Source organism: Brumimicrobium sp., from assembly GCA_023957385.1.
Taxonomy (GTDB): domain Bacteria; phylum Bacteroidota; class Bacteroidia; order Flavobacteriales_D; family Crocinitomicaceae; genus Brumimicrobium.
Genome location: JAMLGZ010000001.1, coordinates 86050 through 105421, shown reverse-complemented (window position 1 = coordinate 105421; position 19372 = coordinate 86050). Strand labels below are relative to the sequence as shown.

Below are 19372 nucleotides of genomic sequence, written 5' to 3'. Positions count from 1 at the left end.
AGACATGAAAAAATTAAGATATAGTTTATTATTATTGGCTGTAGTTGTTGGAATTACAGCTTGTGATAAAATTGATAATCCCTACGAAAAAGTAGTAAATTATGACATAGATACTACTTTGTATCCTGGTGCTTGGCAAGATTATTTAGCGAATGAATATCCAACATTTGCACCTAATCCTAATACAAATGTAAATGTGTTAATCGAAGATTATACGGGACATTTATGTTCTAATTGTCCGAATGCTGCGACAAAGGCACATCAGATTCATCAGAATTATCCTACACGAGTTTTTATTGCATCTATTCATGCTGGACCGGGGGGTAAGGTAGGTTTTCAACAAACCAATACGAGCGGACCATATACAACCGATCATACTAATTCAGATGGTATTTTATATGGTGAAACCTTTGAAAATGGGTATAATTTTATTGGAAATCCACAAGGGACAGTAAACCGAAAGATTATAAACGGTAAAATGTTTGATTTCTTAGGTACTTGGGAAAGTAGGGCACAGGATATCATGACGGCTAATGATTTGAAAGTAAATATTCAGTCTGTTTTTAATTATTATTCTCAAACAAATGGTGGTTATTTACACGTAGAGGTAGAAAAAATGAAGAATGAAGCTATCGAAATGAATGCAGTAGTATATGTTATACAAGATTCATTGGTAGATTGGCAGTTGATGCCAGATAATAGCGATAATGAATTTTATATACATCGTGACAAACATTTGGGTAGTATAGATAATAGACCTTGGGGGCAAAAAGTATTTGATGCAGCAACTCCTGTTGGAGAAAAGAAAATTTTTGATTATTCCTATAAACTTCCTACTGATATTGATAAGGAGAACTTACATTTCTTAATCTATGTTTATGATGTAGATACTTATGAAATTTTGCAAGTTATCCGACAGGATATCAATTAATAATTAAGTATGTGCCACAGCAATTGTTGCAATACTTATCTTAATCGGTAAATGAACAGATAGCACGGCTTTCACTACAGATTCTAGCGTAGCCCCTGTAGTGAGCACATCATCTACAATTAATACATGATGAATATTCTGTAATTTATTTGTATATACTCCAAATTTATCTTTTACATTTTCATATCGTTGTTCTTGAGATTTTTTAGTTTGTGAGGCATCATGTGTTTTTCTATATAAAGCATTTACAACAGGAACTTGAAAGGTTTTTTGTATTCCTGTTGCTATACTCATACTTTGATTATAACCTCGTATAAACTCCTTTTTTGTGTGAATAGGAACCGGAATAATAGCATCTATATCAGTATAATTTGCTTGATTAAATATGCGTTCTCCCATCATTTTTCCCATATAAACACCCAATTCTTTTCCATTGTGGTACTTAATTTCATGGAGAATTTTTTGCGTAGAATTTTCTTGAGAAAAATAGAGCATAGAATACACATTTTCCAAGTGTAAACGCCCCCAAAATAATTGTTCAGAATATGAAGGTTCTTGGTATTTTTCGAAATAAGTAAAATGCAAATCTTCCTTACATAAAAAGCAAATATATTCATCATGTTGGTTTAATTCCCGCTGACAGAGAAGACAATTATGTGGATAAACCAAAGAGAAAAATCCGTCTGCGTACTTTTTTAAACTATTTATAATTGGCATTGTTTTCGTGTATAATAAGGAAATTTATAAAAAATAGTGAAAAAACCCAATTCCCTATAAATTTTTAACATGGTGATTTCAATCTATTTACATAAATTTGTAGTAAAATGAGGTTGTTTTTATTGATATTGCTTATACTCTTACCAGTAGAACTGTTCGCATCACATATAGTGGGAGGAGAAATTTATTATGATTGTTTAGGAAACAATAACTATAAAATAACTATCAAAGTATATCGTGATTGTAATAGTACTGGAGCAGCTTATGATAGCCCTTTATTATTGGGAGTATTTAATAAGTCCAATAATTCGCTTGTTCGGGTAGAACAAATAAATTATCCTGGGAGTGTAATATTGCCTGTAATTTTTAGTAATCCATGTGTAACTCCACCTAGCGGGATTTGCGTAGAAGAAGCGATATATTCAAAAACGATTAATTTACCTCCATTGCCAGATGGATATATTTTAGCCTATGAGCGTTGTTGTCGTGGAACAGATGTTATAAATTTATATGATTCAGGAGAACAAGGTTTATCACTCACTACTGAAATACCAGGAACCAATAGTGGAATAACTTGTAATAGCAGTCCCCGATTTACGAATTATCCACCTCTATTATTATGTAATAATGAACCCCTATATTTTGACCATTCGGCGACAGATCCAGATGGAGATTCTTTGGTGTATGAATTAGGATCTCCCTATCATGCTGGAACTTCTGTTGATCCTATGCCAAACCCTCCAGTAAATCCTCCTTTTAATATAGTAACTTGGGAAAGTGGTTTCAATGCAAACCAACCTTTCGGTGCATCGGGACAAATCACAATTAATCCTCAAACAGGACAAATGATTGTCGATCCGGATTTAATTGGAAAATTTGTAGTAGGAGTTGTGGTGAAAGAGTATAGAAATGGTGTACTAATTGGAAAGACACTACGTGATTTCTTGTTTATTGTGTTTAATTGTCAAGTGAGTGTAGTTGCTAATATTGTTCCACAAGATCAATTGACAAATTATGTAGATGCGTGTGAAGGGTTGACTATTCAATTTGAGAATAACAGCTATGGGGGACAAAATTATCAGTGGGATTTTGGCGTTCCAAGTGACCCGACTGCCTCAAGTACTATGAAAACCCCAACATATACTTTTCCTGGAGAAGGTGATTATTACGTTACTTTAGTGGTAAACCCAGGTTGGCCTTGTTCAGATACTTCGGTTCAACTCTTCTCAGTATATCAAAGTTTTGATGTATTTTTTGATCCACCTGATACGCAATGTATTACTACCAATAATTATAACTTCTTTGGTCAGGGAAATTATAACCCAGGTTCTTCGTTTCAATGGGAATTTGGTAACCATGCCTCACAAAATACTTCCATAACTGAAGATGTTCTTAATATTGTATATGATACAATTGGGGAGTTTCCGGTAACGTTTACAGCTCAATGGAAAGATTGTATTAATTCACATACTGAAATTGTCAAAGTAGTTGGTATTCCAACTATAAATTTTATCTCTGAATCAGACACCTCTTGTTCAAATATACCTATTCAATTTATAGATAGTAGCACGGCTAACGTAGATATTAACTATGACTGGGATTTTGGTGATGGGACACATTCTTCCATACAAAACCCACTTCATTTTTATTCAAATCCCGGCGAATATTATCCAACATTACATATTTCAGTAGTAAAAGGTTGTTCTGCAGATTTAACCTATACCGCTCCCAATCCCATTGTTATTCATCCCATTCCAACTGCTGCTTTTAATGTTTCACCCACGCAAACTTCTATTTTTGATAATGAGATTTATTTTTCAGATCAAAGTATCGGAAGTTTGGAACATTTTTATCAGTTGACGGAAACTGTTGATACGGCTGATCGGTTTGTTAGCTATTTCTATAATGAAAGTGGCTATCACACTCCATATCAAGTTGTAACCAATGAATTTAATTGTACAGATACTGCCTATCGTACAATTTATATTGAACCTCAAACTACTTTGTATGTTCCAACTGCTTTTACACCTGATGGTAATAAGTTTAATGAAGAATTTAAACCAATTGTGTTTGATGTAACAGATTATACATTTACCATCTATAATCGTTGGGGTGAAGTAGTTTTTGAAACACATGATATACAAGCAGGTTGGGATGGAACCTGCAAAGGAAAGGATTCTCCAGACGGAGTATATGTTTGGCGTATTCATTTTATGAATCATAAAGAACTGTATGAATTACACCATGGAACTGTTGCATTATTACGTTAGACGTGTAACTTTACGAGATATTCTAATCTAAAAAATGTCAGCAAACTCTGAAACAGCTATTAAGACTACCTATTTTATTATTATAGGGAATACCTGTTTGGCAGTTATAAAAGGGTTGGCTGGATATTTTGGAAACTCGTATGCACTTGTTGCAGATGCAATAGAGTCAACTACAGATATTTTTTCTTCTTTTCTAGTCTTTCTAGGGTTAAGATATACGAGTAAACCAGCAGATGAAAATCATCCGTATGGACATGGTAGAGCCGAACCTTTAATTACTTTTATTGTAGTTGGATTCTTAATTACTTCAGCCACAATTATTGCGTATGAGAGTATTCATAATATTCGGACACCTCATGAATTACCGGCTTTCTGGACGCTGTTTGTTTTGATTCCTATAATTGTTTGGAAAGAGATTTCATTTCAACTGGTTATGAAAAGAGCTCGTCAAACGAATAGTTCTTCTTTAAAGGCAGATGCGTGGCATCATCGAAGTGACGCATTTACTTCGATTGCTGCCCTTATTGGAATCTCTCTTGCATTATTCTTAGGTGAAGGATATGAAACAGCAGATGATTGGGCAGCTTTGGTTGCGGCTGGTTTTATTTTATATAATAGTTATCGAATTTTCCGCCCTGCTTTAGGTGAGATTATGGATGAAAATCTATATGAAGATTTGATCCTTGATATTCGAAAAGTTTCTATGACGGTTAATGGGATAGTTGGAACTGAAAAATGTTTTATTCGTAAGGCAGGAATGATTTACCATGTTGATTTACATGCTACCGTTCATGCGTATATTACCGTAAAAGAAGGACATGACATTGCCCATAAACTAAAAGATACTTTACGAAAAGAAATTCCACAATTAGGACATGTACTTATACATATTGAGCCTGATGAAGACTAATCTAACTCAATAAAAAGCATAGAAGCAATATAATCTGCCTGTAATTTTCCTTTTTCGGTGAGGTACAATGTATTGTTTTCTTCATGAATTAACCGTAGCTCTTTGAATTTTTCTAATTGCTTTTTAAATTCTTCTGGTAACTTTAATTTGTCAGAAAGTTGTAATCTTGAAACCCCCCATTTTGTGCGTAAACCAGTTAAAATAAGTTCATTAAATTGGTCTTGAAGAGAGAGCACCTCTTTCTCAAAATATGTTTCACCACTCAAAACCTTCTTGATATATAACTGATTATTTGCTATGTTCCATTGGCGACTTTTCCCATCATAGGAATGGGCCGAAGGACCAATTCCGATGTAATGTACTCCTTTCCAATAGCTTGAATTATGGATGGAGTAGTGGGCATCGCGGGCAAAATTGGAAATTTCATATTGTTCATAACCTACTTTGGATAATTCGTTTACCATTAATTCAAACTGTTGTGCTTGCGCCTCTTCCTCTACTTTTGGAAGTTGCTTCGTTTGTATCATTTTGTTAAGAGCAGTTCGTTTCTCAATAGTTAAACAATAGGCTGAAATATGTTCGGGACGAATAGCTATTAATTTGTCTAAATTGTGTTTCCAATCAACAAGCGTTCGGTTAGGTAATCCATAAATTAAGTCAACAGAAAGTGAAAACCCCATTTTTTGAGCCAGCAAAACTGCTTCTGTAGATTCTTTAGCAGTATGTGCTCTATTCATCCAATCTAAATCTTCTTGGAAAAATGACTGTACACCAATACTTAAACGATTTACACCTAATTCTTTCCAATTAGATAATGTTACTTCATTGATGTCATCTGGGTTTGCCTCTAATGTAAATTCTTTTATAGAAATGTTTAAAAACGTTTTAAAAACGATTTGTATAATTGATTGAAGCTCTTCTTTTGTGAGTAGTGAAGGAGTTCCTCCTCCAAAATAGAGCGTTTCGATCATTTCATTTTTTAAATATGCTTTTTGCAATTTAATTTCATGCAACATAGCTGAAATCATTTTTGTACGATACCCTTGATAAGTTGTACTAAAATAAAAATCACAATAGGAACATTTTTGTTTGCAAAAAGGAATATGGATATAGATACCAGCCATTTTCCAAAGGTAATAAATACCTCAGAGAATATTGTTTTTCTGTCAATAAGAGGGTTGAATCTTTGTAAAAAAGTTTGAGCGAAAATAACTGATTTACCCAGTTAATAAGGGTGAAAGCTATAATAAAATCACCCAATATTTCTCTACGCTACTATCTAATGAAGTTTGTTTTAATATAGAAAATTGTTTTTTCTTTTTTGGTAAGATAATAACTTCATAATAATTATCGGGAGGAAGTTGATTACTATAATCCAGATAGGAACCAATGAATGAAGTTTGATTTTTTTTAATTTTCACTATCCAATCATACTGAGTTGTTTTAGAACGAACTAAGAGTTTTATTTTATGTTGTGTAGTGTTTTTGATAAATAGTTTAATGGAATCCATTTTGGGAGGTGTAGATGTTTCACGTATAATTTCTTGCTGATATGTTGTAGGTGTTGGCTGCGTTATAAGTTGTGTTGGGAGAGAATAATCTTCTTCCCGAATAAAGGTACCATCTTCATCATAGAAGTAGGCGTGATCATCATATTGTATTCCTCCATCTGGTTGAAACGTTTTTCGAATAGACGCTACCTGACCATTTGGATAAAACTTTATATCCAACCCATGACTCCCATATTGATATCCATGTTCACCTTGAAAAAGTTCTTTCCCATTAGAATTATAAACAATGGTTTTACTTAAGCGGTCAGTTATATGAAAATCTATGGTAGAAATTTGGTGATTTTCGTGAAAAGTTAAGGTAGAGTCACCATATTTCCCTTGTATAATTTTAGTTTCTAATTGCGTAAAAACAGGAGAGAAGATTAGTACACATGATATAAAAAATAAGATTTTCATACGCATAATTTAAGAATCCTTGTCTAAAATTGTGCCATTCGAATTTTTTACAAAGTCAGAGTAATACGAAAGGTAGTCCCTTTTCCTACTTCTGAATGAAGTACTTTAAGTCGTCCTTTGTGATTTTCTTCAATGATTCGTTTGGCTAATGATAATCCGAGTCCCCATCCTCGTTTTTTAGTAGTAAACCCAGGTTCGAAAACGCTCCGAGCTTGGGCGCTTGTCATTCCCTTCCCGGTATCGGAAATATCAATATAAATCTGATTGATGTTACGTATCATCTTGATAGAGATTTTTCCTTCTCCCTCCATAGCATCTACAGCATTTTTACAAATATTCTCTATCACCCATTCAAAAAGAGGTGGATTGTGAGGGATTACTAATTCTTTTTCATCTGAATGAAAGTTTACTGTCACTTTTTTGGGAACACGTGTTCCAAAATATTCTAAAAACTCTTGAATAGTGTGTATGATATCTGCATCTTCCAGTTCAGTCTCTGCTCCAATTTTTGAGAAACGGTTGGTTACATGTGATAATCGATGAATATCCTTATCCATTTCTTTAGCAATTTCTTGTGTTTCTGGCTTTGATTCTAACAATTGAACCCATGCCATAAGGGATGATATAGGTGTTCCTAATTGATGAGCGGTTTCTTTAGCCATTCCCGCCCATACTTTATTTTGTTCAGCTTTGCGAAAAGTGCTAAAAATAATATATCCAATCAAAATAAAAAGACCAATCAACGCAAACTGTATATATGGAAAGTATTGGAGTTGTACTAATTCAGGGCTATTTGCATAGTATAAAAAATTCACCTCATGTTCTCCTATTTGAATTTCTATAGGTTGATTTTCTTTAGAGAGAGTAGTAAGTGTGGTTGCTAAAGTAATACTATCTACTTCCTGTTTAAGTAAATTAGACGCTACAACTTTGTTTTTGTTGCTATTGGTTAATACTACAGGAACTAATTCAGGGTTGTCAATTAACTCTGCATTAAACGCATGAATTAGTGAATCCCTTTCCTCTTCTAAACGAGAAATCTGGCGAGAATCAGTATAGAAGAAAGACATGTACATGTTGGTATATACCTCAATAGTAAAAGAGGTATATGCGTTTCCCCACGAATGGGCTAGTTTAACCAAGGAATCTTTAAATAATTGCTCCGCTTTTATTGAATCAATCTCAGGATGAAGAAGCTTGAAATGTGCTACATCAAAATTCAAATTAATATAGGTAGAAACAGTACTATCTTGTGTTAACACAATTACTGGAATATCTTTATTTCGATTGATTATTTTAAGTGGTAGATCGTAAGATCTATAAGAATCAAGAGAAGTATTCTGAGAAATTTCTTTGGTAGCATCTATCCATAATTCCATTTCAGCTAATTCTTTGCTTCTTAATTCATTAAAAGAATTGTTGGTAAGTAATACCAATTCGGCACGTTTTTTAATGGCATCTCCCCACTGGGTTACACGCTCTCTTTCCCGTTGAGCTACCTTCTCTACAATACGATTAGAAGCCCACAAAGACAATCCAACCAAGATGATAGCAAGGGTTAGTAAGACTAATTTTGATCTTCGTTTGTTGGAGTATAAACTCATCTTCTTTGAATTGACTGTTGAAGATAACGAAATAATCAATGATTTTCGTGTGAAGAAGGATTTTTTTCAAATTTTAAGCAGACTTACTTCACATTGTCAATTTGATTATCTTTGCATCCATAATTATCCACATGGAGCAAGAACCTAAGAAAGAGCAACGTTTAGCTTTTATTGATATAGCCAGATCTATTGCTATTTTAATGATGCTGGAAGGACATTTTATTGTGATGTCTTTGCAAGATAAATTTCGAAGTGATGATTATTTTATTTACAGTATTTGGAAATTTACCCGAGGATTCACGGCTCCCTTATTCTTTACGGTTTCAGGGTTAGTTTTTACTTATCTTTTAGTGCGAAAAAATAAGCCTTTCTTTCATAATGAGCGTGTAAGAAAAGGTTTAAAACGTGGTGTTCAGCTTTTATTTTGGGGATATTTTTTACAAGTGAATTTATATTATTTATTACAAGGATATTTTTCAGGGTATTTATTTATTTTTCATGTACTTCAATGCATTGGTTTATCACTGATTATCATTATTGTTTTTAGTGGTATCCAAAGTTTGGTGCGTTTTATTCCTTTATCTTTATGGTTAGGAATTGTTGGTTTTTTAGGATTCATTCTGCGTCCTACAATTTATTCACTTGACTTTTCGGGGGTACATCCCATTATAGAGAATATTTTGGTGGTAGCATCAGATGACAGACCCTTCAAATCTATCTTTGCCCTCTTCCCATGGGTGGGATTTGTAGCTTTTGGTGGTATGATGGGAGCATATTTAAGCGTACATGCAGCTAAAGTATATACTAATAGATATGTGCTGATTCTATTCCTGACGGGACTTATTTTAAATATATTTCCAGGTGTTCTTTTAAAGATGATACAACCGTATTTTATGTTTTTAGGCTTAAAGCCATTTGCTCACATGGGATATCTTTTTGCTCGGTTAGGACAGGTATTTTTAGCTTTTTCATTGATTATTTTTATCGGTATTTATAAGCCTTATTTCAAACATATTTTTTCTACAAAACTTGTTGTATTTCAAACATGGGTAATTCCTATTACTAGTGCTATTTTGGGACTCTCTATTATAGCATATAGTTATTTAACTGGAAGTCAATATCATATTTTTTCTACATTGACCTTATATGCTTTTGGTAATTTGCTGTTGTTTATTGCACTTGTTTATACGCTAGCTAAATTAATACCTTGGAATTTTGAATTATTTTTAAAGATGGGTCAGAAGACATTATCTATTTATATTATTCACGTTATTATTTTATACGGAGGAATTTTTGGTTTTGGATTAAGTGACTTTTTATCTAGTAAATTACACCCTTGGGGTTCTGTAATAGGAGCTATGTTATTTATGACACTATTCGTGTATTTTATTAAATACTATGAATTTTTTGACAACTATTATCAGAAGATTTTCTTTTGGAAAAAGAAGGATTAGTTTATTCTTAATTTTTTTCTATACTTAATAATCCATCCAATTAGTAGTAAGATTCCTATACTGTTTATAAGCCAATTCACTTCATCAATCCAATAAGGGACAGAATCGTTTGATAGCCAAAATAGGTTTAGTGAATTATTTGCTATATGGAAAAATACTCCCAACCAAATACTTCCTGAAATATAATACATCAATGCAAATACAATCCCAAAACTAATTAGAGGAATCAACTGGATTAAGTTAAAATGAAGTAATGCAAATGATAACGCACTTACCATGATACTTAACCATAAGTTATGTGAATATTTTAAAAGATGATGAAACAAAAAACGTCTAAATACAAGCTCTTCTGCAAACCCTGTAAGCACTCCAACGATGAGTATAGCAACATAAAAAGAGAGAGAATTAGGTTTACCGACGAGTTCTTGAATGAGTGTATCAGACTCAATCTTTTGCTGCATTAATTGCTCAATGTATCCAGTATATCTCACTATCTCAATATTAACCTGAGTAAGGAAGGGTAAAAGGAGAAATATACTTAAAAATAGTAAAGTAGCCCATATACTACTTCTTTGTGAACTAGGAAGAAGTATATCGTCTGCGTTTTTGGTAAAAGTATAGTACAAATATCCCGGAATAAATAGAAACCCTAATTGAAAGGGTAGAAAATTAGCTAACATAAACTCAACAGGATATGAATTAGCAGCTTCTAAATGAAATAAAGAAACATCTCTATTGCCATTATAGAGTATTAAACTTATGAGTGAAGTGCACACTAAAAAACATACTGATGCAAAAAGCAGAAAAGTGATAAACTGAGCAGTCGGAGTTAAAGAAGTAAATCGTTCTTTCATTAAGCAAGAATTTCTTTTCGTTGACTATCCAGTTTAAGTAGAATAAAAATCATAATTAAGAACGACATCATTGAAGATCCCCCATAACTAAAGAAAGGTAATGGAATTCCAATAACAGGAACAATTCCTATATTCATTCCTATATTGATAAAGAAGTGATAGAATAGTATCATGGCGACCGAGTTGGCATAGACTCGGGCGAATTTATCCCGCTGTCGTTCTGCTATAATGATAATTCGAACAAGCAGTATAGTAAACAAAACAACTAAAACAAATGAACCTAAAAACCCCCATTCTTCAGCAAAAACAGAAAAAATAAAGTCAGTTTCACTTTCAGGAACGTGTTTACTTTTAGGACTAGATAAAATCGCTTCTTGATATCCCACTCCCGAAAACTTTCCAGAGCCTACTGCTGCTAATGCTCTATTTCGGTTGTAGTCTTTTCCATCTTGATCTTGTATTTTTCCTAACCAAAGGTCTATTCTATCTACTTGATGAGATTGCAATACATCAATATATACGTAAGAAACAGCCCCAATAAATCCAATTGCTAAAACATAAATAAGAAGCACAAGATTTCTCATTTTTTTACGGATTCTTTGTGAAAAAAGGAGTTGATTCATGACTAAAATGATTATTGCAATAATGGAAATTAATGCGATAAGGAGAGCCCATCCTGGAACAATGTATCCCGGTAAAAAAGAATAGGTATGATAAGAATCTGTAAAAAAGAGAATAGTAATACTATATAAAATAACCACAAATGCTACTGGAATAAAGTGTACCCCCATCCAAGTTTGTTTGAGTTTAAGTCCAAACATTTTATTTAATACAAATAAGATAATGGGGTCAAAAGTAATTCCCTCCCTATACAGCACAAAGAAAAATGCGGTAAACACTAAGAATGTTCCTGTATCATTTTGGATTAATACAAGCATCATAGTGAGCAAGATTACCATGATAGATGCGAACATAGTACGATTAGACATAAATTTGCCTCGTGTTTGTGAAATTACATAGGCAAGCATAAGAGCCGTCGTCATTTTTGAAAACTCTGAAGGCTGGATACCAAATGAACCAACTCCTAACCATGATCTTGCTCCATTAATAGGTTTTGTGAATAACACTACTATTAGTAAACAAATTGTTACAAGGTATGCAGCAGGCGTCAACAAACGAATATTTTTTGCATCTATTAATGCAATTACAAAACCCAAGAACACTCCTATTCCTATCCACATAATTTGTTTTCCGTAAAGCGTTTTTAAATCGAAAAGAAATGGATGTTCAGGATTATATGCGGCAGAATAGATATTGATAATCCCCATGATAAGAAGCAATGAAATGATAAGAATTACCACCCAATCCCAATCTTGTGATTTATCTCTGTCTTTTATCATTTGGTAGAGTAAAATGATTTTTCAAAAATACGTTCTTCTTTAGCAGGATCTGAAATTTTTCCAGTCAGATATTTTTCTATCATTAAGCTGGCAATGGGTGCAGCCCATGTTCCTCCAAATCCTGCATTTTCTACAAATACAGCAATTGCAATTTTTGGATCTTCAAAAGGTGCAAATGCTACGAATACAGAGTGATCTTCTCCATGCGGATTTTGCGCTGTACCAGTTTTACCAGCTACAGTAATTCCTGGGATTCTTGCTCTCGCTGCTGTTCCTCCAGGTTCATTTACAGCCATACGCATACCTTCTTTTATTACTCCAAAATGAGAGGGATCTATCATGGTATGTTTCTTTTCTTTATAAATATCTAAAGGACCATTATCTCCAATGCTTTTTACAAAATGTGGTTCATAATAATATCCTTCATTAGCTATGATAGCAGCTAGATTTGCCATTTGAAGTGGTGTTAATTTGATTTCACCTTGGCCAATACTATTTGAACGAATTGTAGAAAAAGCCCATCGGTATTCTCCATACCATTTATTGTAAAATTCAACATCTGGAATCAATCCTTTACGCATGCCATAAATATCTGTTTGAGGCGTAACTCCTAAACCAAAACTATGTACGTATTTTACCCATGTTTCCATTCCTATTGTGGCATCTTTAAACACACTCTTATCTTTGTCTTGTTGTAAAATTTTTCGAGTAACGGCATAAAAATAAGGATTACAAGAATATTGGATACCTTTACTAATACTAGTTGCAGTTGGATGATTATGACATCCTACGAGTGCTTTATTACAAGGCGCACTAAAGTTCTCGTCTATCACCCCTTCTTGAAGCGCAATCAGTGCTTGGACTGTTTTAAAGATAGATCCTGGAGGGTATTCTGCAGCTAGGGGTCTAGGGTAAAATGGTTTAAGAGAATCTTTATATAGAATGGAATAATTACGTTTAATATTTCTACTACCTACCATGAGATTTGGATCGTAGTTAGGAGAACTCACCATGGCTAATATCTCCCCAGTTTTAGGATCAATAGCAACTACCGAACCCAATTTATTTTTCATCAGTTTTTCCCCATAGGCTTGTAATATGATGTCTAATCCAAGATAAAGAGGAGGACACTGAACCGCAAAAGTATCCAGTTTACCTTCTGCAAAATTATTAATAACTTTTCCTTTGGCAGATTTTAAAATGAGTCGTGTACCTTTTTGTCCTCGTAATGTTTTTTCATAGTATTTTTCTAAACCAGTTCTACCTATGAAATCTCCCATACTGTAGAATTGTCGATCTTGATTCAATTCTTCCCCATTAATTTCATTTAAATATCCAAAAATATTGGCACCTACCGGATAGGTATAATCCCGCATACTAATGGGATATTCATAAAAACCTTTAAAATAAGGCAAATCAATGGCAATGCGTGCCATTTCATCTGCACTCAATTCTTTGAGAAACGGATAGGGAAGATAATTTCTATAGTCATTTACAATAGTGTCTTGCCCCGTGATTTTACTTTTAGTTTTTCTATCCAAACTTTTTTTAATGTATGCGAATTGGTGACGAATAGAATCTACAGATAAACCTATTAATTGCGAAAATGCTATAGTATCTAAATCTTCAATATCATTTTCAATAAACATTAGATTATAGTATGTTTTATTAGCAACAATTTTCTTACCATTTCTATCAAAAAATATTCCTCGTGGTGGTTTGATATCCAATTTTTTTAAAGCTACCTCACGTGCACGATCAATCCATTGATTATCCATAACCTGCATGTAGAATAAACGAAATGAATAGGTTACTCCCATTAATACAAAGAGGAGAATAAATACTATTTTTCTACTTTCAAGGTTCATATCTTGGATCTCTTAAAAAAGAATATCTGGATTAAGATAAATAAAAACAAAGATACGACAGAACTAAGAAAAGTGTTTAAGATAATTTCTGTCCATAATGAACTTTTAAAATATTCTAAGATAAAAAACCAAGTATGATGAATCAGTATGAGGATACCTGCCACCTTAAAAAACCAAGCATATCCCAAACTATTTATTGTAGGTTCTTTAAAAGAATCATATCCATCTCTTGGTGAAAAATAGTTAAAAATAATTGGACGTAAATAAGCTACAAGTAAAGCTGCACTGGCGTGTAAACCAAATGTATTCATAAAGAAATCGACTCCTATACCGGTAAAAAAGGCAATGAGTATCAATAAGAAGATATTTATTTCAAAAGGAAGTAGAATTATAAATAGCGGATAAACCATAGGATGAATGCCATAGCCAAAATCTAATTGACCAAAGATTAAACCTTGGACAAGTATGAATAAAATCATACGGATGCTATGTTTCATTATGGAATTCATTTCAATTCATTTATTTTCTCTTCAATGGTATCTAACTCCAATTGATGTAAATTTTTGATTACATAAACATACCTTAATTTTCGCATATCTTGTTTTAAACGAACGGTTATATTCCATAAAGGTTTTCCTTCAATAGGAGTAATACTTTCAATAACACCAATAGGAGTTCCAGCTGGGAAATAACCTGCACTTCCTCGTGTTTTAACTTGACTACCTTTTTTGATAAATATATCGTTAGATATACCCGTTAATTGAACACTTCGTGGATTTCCGTTCTCATATTTTATAATGCCATAAGCATCAGAGTTGTTGATATATGCACTTATATTTATATTACTTGTAAGTATAGATTTAACTACTGAGAAATGTTTAGATACATCATATACAATTCCTACTACACCATCGGATGAAACCACCCCCATTTTCTTTTTAATTCCTTTAGCTGTTCCTGCATCTATAGTGAAATAATTATTTGGGTAATTATATGTAGAGTTGATAACAGTGGCTGGTATTTCTTGAAAACTTAATTTTCGAATAGTATCATTGATTTTGACAGTGGATGAATCAATAGAAATGAAATTAGAAGCAATTTTTTTCTTTAGAGAAGCATTTTCTTCTTGTAATTTTTTATTTGCTTCATCCAGATATACAAACTTTACCACATTTCGCTCCCAAGTTAGTATAGTAGCTACTACAGCGCTAGATGAATTAAAGAACTTAGTTCTCGCAAAATTCATTACAGAAAAATAAGAAGTCAGTGCGAGGATTTGTAAGAGTATAAAAAAGATAAATACTCTAAATCGTTGGAAGAACGCTATAAACCTCCGCATGATTCATTTGGGTTAATCACGTATCAAGAACTGATAACGATTGATATTTTTCAATGCAATGCTAGTTCCTCTTGCTACGGCTCTCAATGGATCCTCAGCTATATGAACAGGTAATTTAGTTTTCATCGACATTCTTTTGTCCAACCCACGAAGCATAGAGCCTCCACCAGCCAAATAAATACCTGTTCTGTATATATCTGCCGATAATTCAGGAGGGGTCATTTCGAGGGCGCTTAAAATAGCTTCTTCAATTTTAGAAATAGATTTATCTAGAGCATGAGCTATTTCTGTGTAACTCACTATAATTTCTTTAGGGATACCCGTCATTAAGTCTCGTCCACGTACCGCATAATCTTCTGGTGGACTATCTAATTCAGGTAATGCAGCACCTACTTCAATTTTAATTTGTTCTGCCGTTCTTTCTCCCACTAATATATTGTGTTGGCGACGCATGTATTCTTCAATATCTTTTGTAAATATATTTCCTGCTACTCGAATAGATTTATCACTTACGATACCACCTAGCGCAATAACAGCAATTTCTGATGTCCCCCCTCCTATATCGATAATCATATTACCCATAGGTTCCTCTACGTCAATCCCAATTCCAATAGCCGCAGCCATAGGTTCGTGGATTAAATACACTTCTTTTGCCCCTGCATGCTCTGCAGAATCCCTTACGGCTCTTTTCTCAACTTCTGTAATACCAGATGGAATACAAATAACCATTCTAAGAGAGGTGTTAAATAAACTTTTTCGAGTTTTAATCATTTTGATCATCCCTCTAATCATTTGCTCTGCACTTTGAAAATCCGCAATAACACCATCTTGTAATGGACGAATGGTTTCAATCAATTTATGAGTTTTACCATGCATTTGTTCTGCACGTTTTCCAATTGCCACTATTTTTCCTGATTGAATATCTCTTGCAACAATAGAAGGCTCATCTACTACTACTTTATCATCCATCAAGATAAGTGTATTGGCTGTCCCTAAATCAATCGCAATTTCTTGTGTTAAAAAATTGAATAATCCCATTCCGTTTTGTAATTTATAGTTATTCTAACTTCTCAAAAATAAATAAAATTTGATTAAAAAGAAGAATCTATGCTATTAATGTTTAAAATGTCTGTTTCCTGTGAATACCATTGCCATCTTATGCGCATTGCAATAATCGATAGATAACTGATCTTTAATAGAACCTCCAGGCTGTACCACTGTGTTAACACCTTCCTTATTGGCTATCTCAACACAATCAGGAAATGGGAAAAATGCATCTGAAGCCATTACAGCACCGTTCAAATCAAAATGAAATGATTTTGCTTTGTGGATAGCCTGTTGTAATGCATCAACTCGAGAAGTTTGTCCAGTTCCACTTGCTAATAATTGACCATTTTTTGCTAATACAATTGTATTAGACTTCGTATGTTTCACAATCTTATTTGCAAAAACTAAATCTTGTTCTTGTTGAGAAGTTGGTTTTTCATTAGTAACAGATGTAAAATCTGTAGTATTTTCAGATTTATTATCTCTATCTTGCATCAACACCCCATTCAAAATTGTGCGGAATTGTTTATCTTGAGGAGTATCTATTTTTTGAATAAGAATAATGCGATTCTTTTTAGCTTCCAAAATTTCATGAGCTTTTGGTTCATAAGAAGGAGCAATTACCACTTCACAAAATAAATCATTAATTAATTCAGCAGTGGGAACATCAATTTTTGTATTGGCAATTAAAATTCCACCAAAAGCAGAAACAGGGTCACCTGCTAATGCATCTATATAGGCTTGCTTAATTGTTTCTCTAGTTGCAACACCGCATGCATTATTGTGTTTTAAAATAGCAAATGTTGGCTTATCATTACGGAAATCATGCATTAAATTTACGGCAGCGTCAACATCTAACAAGTTGTTATATGACAATTCTTTTCCGTGAGTTTTATCAAACATTTCCTCCAAATTCCCAAAGAAGATTCCTTTTTGGTGAGGATTTTCTCCGTACCTTAAGACCTGCGAACTTAAAATACTTTGTTTAAATGAAGTATCTTGTTGTGGACAGAAATAGTTGAAAATGTGCGTATCATAATGAGAACTTATATTGAATGCTTCTCCCGCATATTCCTTTCGTTGAGTTAAGGTAAATTCTCCTTTTTGTTCTGTAAGTGTTGTTAAAAAATTATCGTATTGATTTCGAGATGAAATGATTACTACGTCATTAAAATTCTTAGCTGCAGCACGGATTAATGAGATCCCACCGATATCAATTTTTTCAATAATCTCTTCTTCAGTTCCCCCAGCAGCAACTGTTTCTTCAAATGGATATAAATCTACCACCACTAAATCAAAAGAAGGAATATCGTATTCTTTAATTTGTGCTTGGTCTTCCGCTAAATTTCTTCTATTTAAGATACCACCAAAAACTTTAGGATGCAATGTTTTTACTCTCCCTCCTAGAATGGATGGATATGAAGTTAAATCTTCTACTCGTTCTACCTTTATTCCTAATTCTTCAATGAATTTTTGAGTTCCTCCTGTGCTATATAAAACGACTCCTTGTTTATCTAATTCTTTAATAATTGGAGCTAGCCCTTCTTTGTTAAAAACTGAAATTATTGCTTTCTTAATCTGTATTTTATCCATAATTCTCATATTCAGAGTACAAAAATAATGAGTTAAATTGAAAAAAGCCTATTTAAAATGTTTATTCATAAAGTATTTTAAAAGTTTGCATACTTATTGAGATACCTGTTAAAGTGAATGTTAATTTACAAAATGTGCTTAAATTAAATTTTATAATTATTTTTGGAAAACTAATTACACTAAATATCGTGCTTTCCAACATACTTAAAATAATTATATTACTACTATTCTCGTTTTCGTATATATCCTATAGCCAATCTGATGCAAAGATTAGAAATGTTGCTGAATGTAGTGGTAATATATATATAGATAACCCTGGTGATTATGTAATTCAATTTACTGGAAAAAGAGGTTATGAAACCAATTTATCAGTATATTCTAGCCTGAAAGATTTAAAACTGAATAATACCTATTGGATTAATTTTATTGCTCCGTATGATGGTATATTTTCATTTACTGGAATAGGTGATGAAGGAAAAATGGATGTCATCGTTTTTTCTAAAGAAATTCCTTTTAAATCTGATAATAGTTATGCTAAATTAGATATTTGTGAAGATGTAAACGTCGGCACGGCTACCATTGAACGTGTTCTTAAAGTTTCTGCTACGGATTCGTTTGGACTTAATTTAAAGCCAAACGACCAGTTCCTTTACAGTTTAGAAATGGAGGCTGGCAAGGAAATTATTATTTTGTTAAATTCATCTGTAACTAAGAGAACAACAGTTAACATGAAGATTAATTTTGATTTGGATGATACAAATATTGACATAGATGCGATGAAGAAGGAAGTAGATTTACGCAAAAAATATCAAGATTTCCCCTCAATTACTATCAAAACTAGAGATAAGCGAACAGGCTTACCAGTTATAGCCAAAATAAATATAAAAAACTCGAAAACTTATAATGGTTTATATGAGTGCTCTGATTTGATTTTTGATATTCAAAATAAGGAAGATTTAAAATTAGAATTAGATGCCGTTGGGTACTTTTTTACAGATAAAACAGTGAAATTAGCTGAAAAAGAATCAAAAGAGTTGACCATTTGGATGGAACCAGCTGTGGCAGGAACACGTATAGAATTACAAGGAATTTACTTTAAAACTGGCTCTAGTGAATTTACTGGAGGATCAGAAGATGTTCTTTTACGTTTGCGTGATTTCCTCCTCCTTAATTCTAAGGTTAAAGTAGAAATAGCTGGTTTTGTAAATGAGGTAGGTAAGGGTTCTACTGCAGGAAAAAAAATGGCTGCTGCGCGTGCTAAAAGAGTCGAAAAATATCTTATAAATAGTGGTATAGACAAGAAAAGATTAAAGGCTGAAGGATATGGTAATGAAGGAATGATTTATCCGGAACCTAAAAATGAATGGCAAGAACAAGCTAACCGTCGGGTAGAGATAAAAGTATTATAAATAAAAGAA

Annotated in this window: 16 protein-coding genes; 5 read left to right on the top strand and 11 right to left on the bottom strand. The window is 33.0% G+C overall.

Annotated features, from left to right (window positions below; genetic code table 11):
• Window positions 1-4 precede the first annotated feature (4 nt).
• Window positions 5-931, top strand: a complete 927-nt coding sequence (locus M9897_00410; protein ID MCO5267343.1) for an Omp28-related outer membrane protein — start codon at window positions 5-7, stop codon at window positions 929-931.
• A gap of 3 nt (window positions 932-934) precedes the next feature.
• Here M9897_00410 and M9897_00405 read toward each other — a convergent pair whose 3' ends face one another.
• The gene (locus tag M9897_00405; protein MCO5267342.1) at window positions 935-1426 is read right to left on the bottom strand and encodes a hypothetical protein; all 492 of its coding nucleotides are present in this window, start codon (window positions 1424-1426) and stop codon (window positions 935-937) included.
• A 329-nt stretch (window positions 1427-1755) separates the two neighbouring features.
• On the opposite strand from M9897_00405, the gene M9897_00400 reads away from it, so the two are divergent.
• Both M9897_00400 and M9897_00395 read left to right on the top strand, forming a co-directional pair.
• The gene (locus M9897_00400) at window positions 1756-3918 is read left to right on the top strand and encodes a PKD domain-containing protein (protein MCO5267341.1); all 2163 of its coding nucleotides are present in this window, start codon (window positions 1756-1758) and stop codon (window positions 3916-3918) included.
• 34 nt (window positions 3919-3952) lie between these two features.
• Complete coding sequence (locus M9897_00395) at window positions 3953-4828, top strand: cation diffusion facilitator family transporter (GenBank protein ID MCO5267340.1); 876 nt, start codon at window positions 3953-3955, stop codon at window positions 4826-4828.
• Here M9897_00395 and hemW read toward each other — a convergent pair.
• The 3 genes from hemW to M9897_00380 form a co-directional block, all read right to left on the bottom strand.
• The gene (gene hemW / locus M9897_00390) at window positions 4825-5952 is read right to left on the bottom strand and encodes a radical SAM family heme chaperone HemW (GenBank protein ID MCO5267339.1); all 1128 of its coding nucleotides are present in this window, start codon (window positions 5950-5952) and stop codon (window positions 4825-4827) included. The two genes, M9897_00395 and hemW, sit on opposite strands and share 4 nt — an antisense overlap.
• Window positions 5953-6069: 117 nt before the next feature.
• On the bottom strand, window positions 6070-6795 hold the full coding sequence (locus tag M9897_00385; GenBank protein ID MCO5267338.1) for a hypothetical protein: 726 nt from the start codon (window positions 6793-6795) through the stop codon (window positions 6070-6072).
• 47 nt (window positions 6796-6842) lie between these two features.
• The gene (locus M9897_00380) at window positions 6843-8399 is read right to left on the bottom strand and encodes a HAMP domain-containing histidine kinase (protein ID MCO5267337.1); all 1557 of its coding nucleotides are present in this window, start codon (window positions 8397-8399) and stop codon (window positions 6843-6845) included.
• A gap of 131 nt (window positions 8400-8530) precedes the next feature.
• On the opposite strand from M9897_00380, the gene M9897_00375 reads away from it, so the two are divergent.
• The gene (locus M9897_00375; protein MCO5267336.1) at window positions 8531-9853 is read left to right on the top strand and encodes a DUF1624 domain-containing protein; all 1323 of its coding nucleotides are present in this window, start codon (window positions 8531-8533) and stop codon (window positions 9851-9853) included.
• On the opposite strand, the gene M9897_00370 is transcribed toward M9897_00375, so the two are convergent.
• The 7 genes from M9897_00370 to purH all read right to left on the bottom strand — a co-directional run bounded on the left by M9897_00370 (window position 9850) and on the right by purH (window position 17954).
• A complete protein-coding gene (locus tag M9897_00370) occupies window positions 9850-10707 on the bottom strand; it encodes a CPBP family intramembrane metalloprotease (GenBank protein ID MCO5267335.1) in 858 nt (285 codons plus the stop codon). The two genes, M9897_00375 and M9897_00370, sit on opposite strands and share 4 nt — an antisense overlap.
• Window positions 10707-12107, bottom strand: coding sequence for a rod shape-determining protein RodA (gene rodA / locus M9897_00365; protein MCO5267334.1), 1401 nt, complete (start codon window positions 12105-12107; stop codon window positions 10707-10709). Before rodA ends, M9897_00370 begins: the two co-directional genes overlap by 1 nt.
• Window positions 12104-13975: a penicillin-binding transpeptidase domain-containing protein gene (locus tag M9897_00360; protein MCO5267333.1), complete on the bottom strand. Its 1872-nt coding sequence runs from the start codon at window positions 13973-13975 to the stop codon at window positions 12104-12106. Before M9897_00360 ends, rodA begins: the two co-directional genes overlap by 4 nt.
• The gene (locus tag M9897_00355) at window positions 13972-14472 is read right to left on the bottom strand and encodes a hypothetical protein (GenBank protein MCO5267332.1); all 501 of its coding nucleotides are present in this window, start codon (window positions 14470-14472) and stop codon (window positions 13972-13974) included. The genes M9897_00360 and M9897_00355 overlap by 4 nt, the downstream gene beginning before the upstream one ends.
• An 8-nt stretch (window positions 14473-14480) precedes the next feature.
• Complete coding sequence (locus tag M9897_00350; GenBank protein MCO5267331.1) at window positions 14481-15221, bottom strand: rod shape-determining protein MreC; 741 nt, start codon at window positions 15219-15221, stop codon at window positions 14481-14483.
• 105 nt (window positions 15222-15326) lie between these two features.
• Complete coding sequence (locus M9897_00345; GenBank protein MCO5267330.1) at window positions 15327-16352, bottom strand: rod shape-determining protein; 1026 nt, start codon at window positions 16350-16352, stop codon at window positions 15327-15329.
• A gap of 75 nt (window positions 16353-16427) precedes the next feature.
• Window positions 16428-17954 (bottom strand): bifunctional phosphoribosylaminoimidazolecarboxamide formyltransferase/IMP cyclohydrolase, encoded by a 1527-nt coding sequence (gene purH, locus M9897_00340; GenBank protein ID MCO5267329.1) that lies wholly within the window; start codon window positions 17952-17954, stop codon window positions 16428-16430.
• A gap of 134 nt (window positions 17955-18088) precedes the next feature.
• Here purH and M9897_00335 point away from each other — a divergent pair, with 134 nt between their 5' ends.
• Window positions 18089-19363, top strand: a complete 1275-nt coding sequence (locus M9897_00335) for an OmpA family protein (protein ID MCO5267328.1) — start codon at window positions 18089-18091, stop codon at window positions 19361-19363.
• The last annotated feature ends 9 nt before the right edge of the window (window positions 19364-19372 follow it).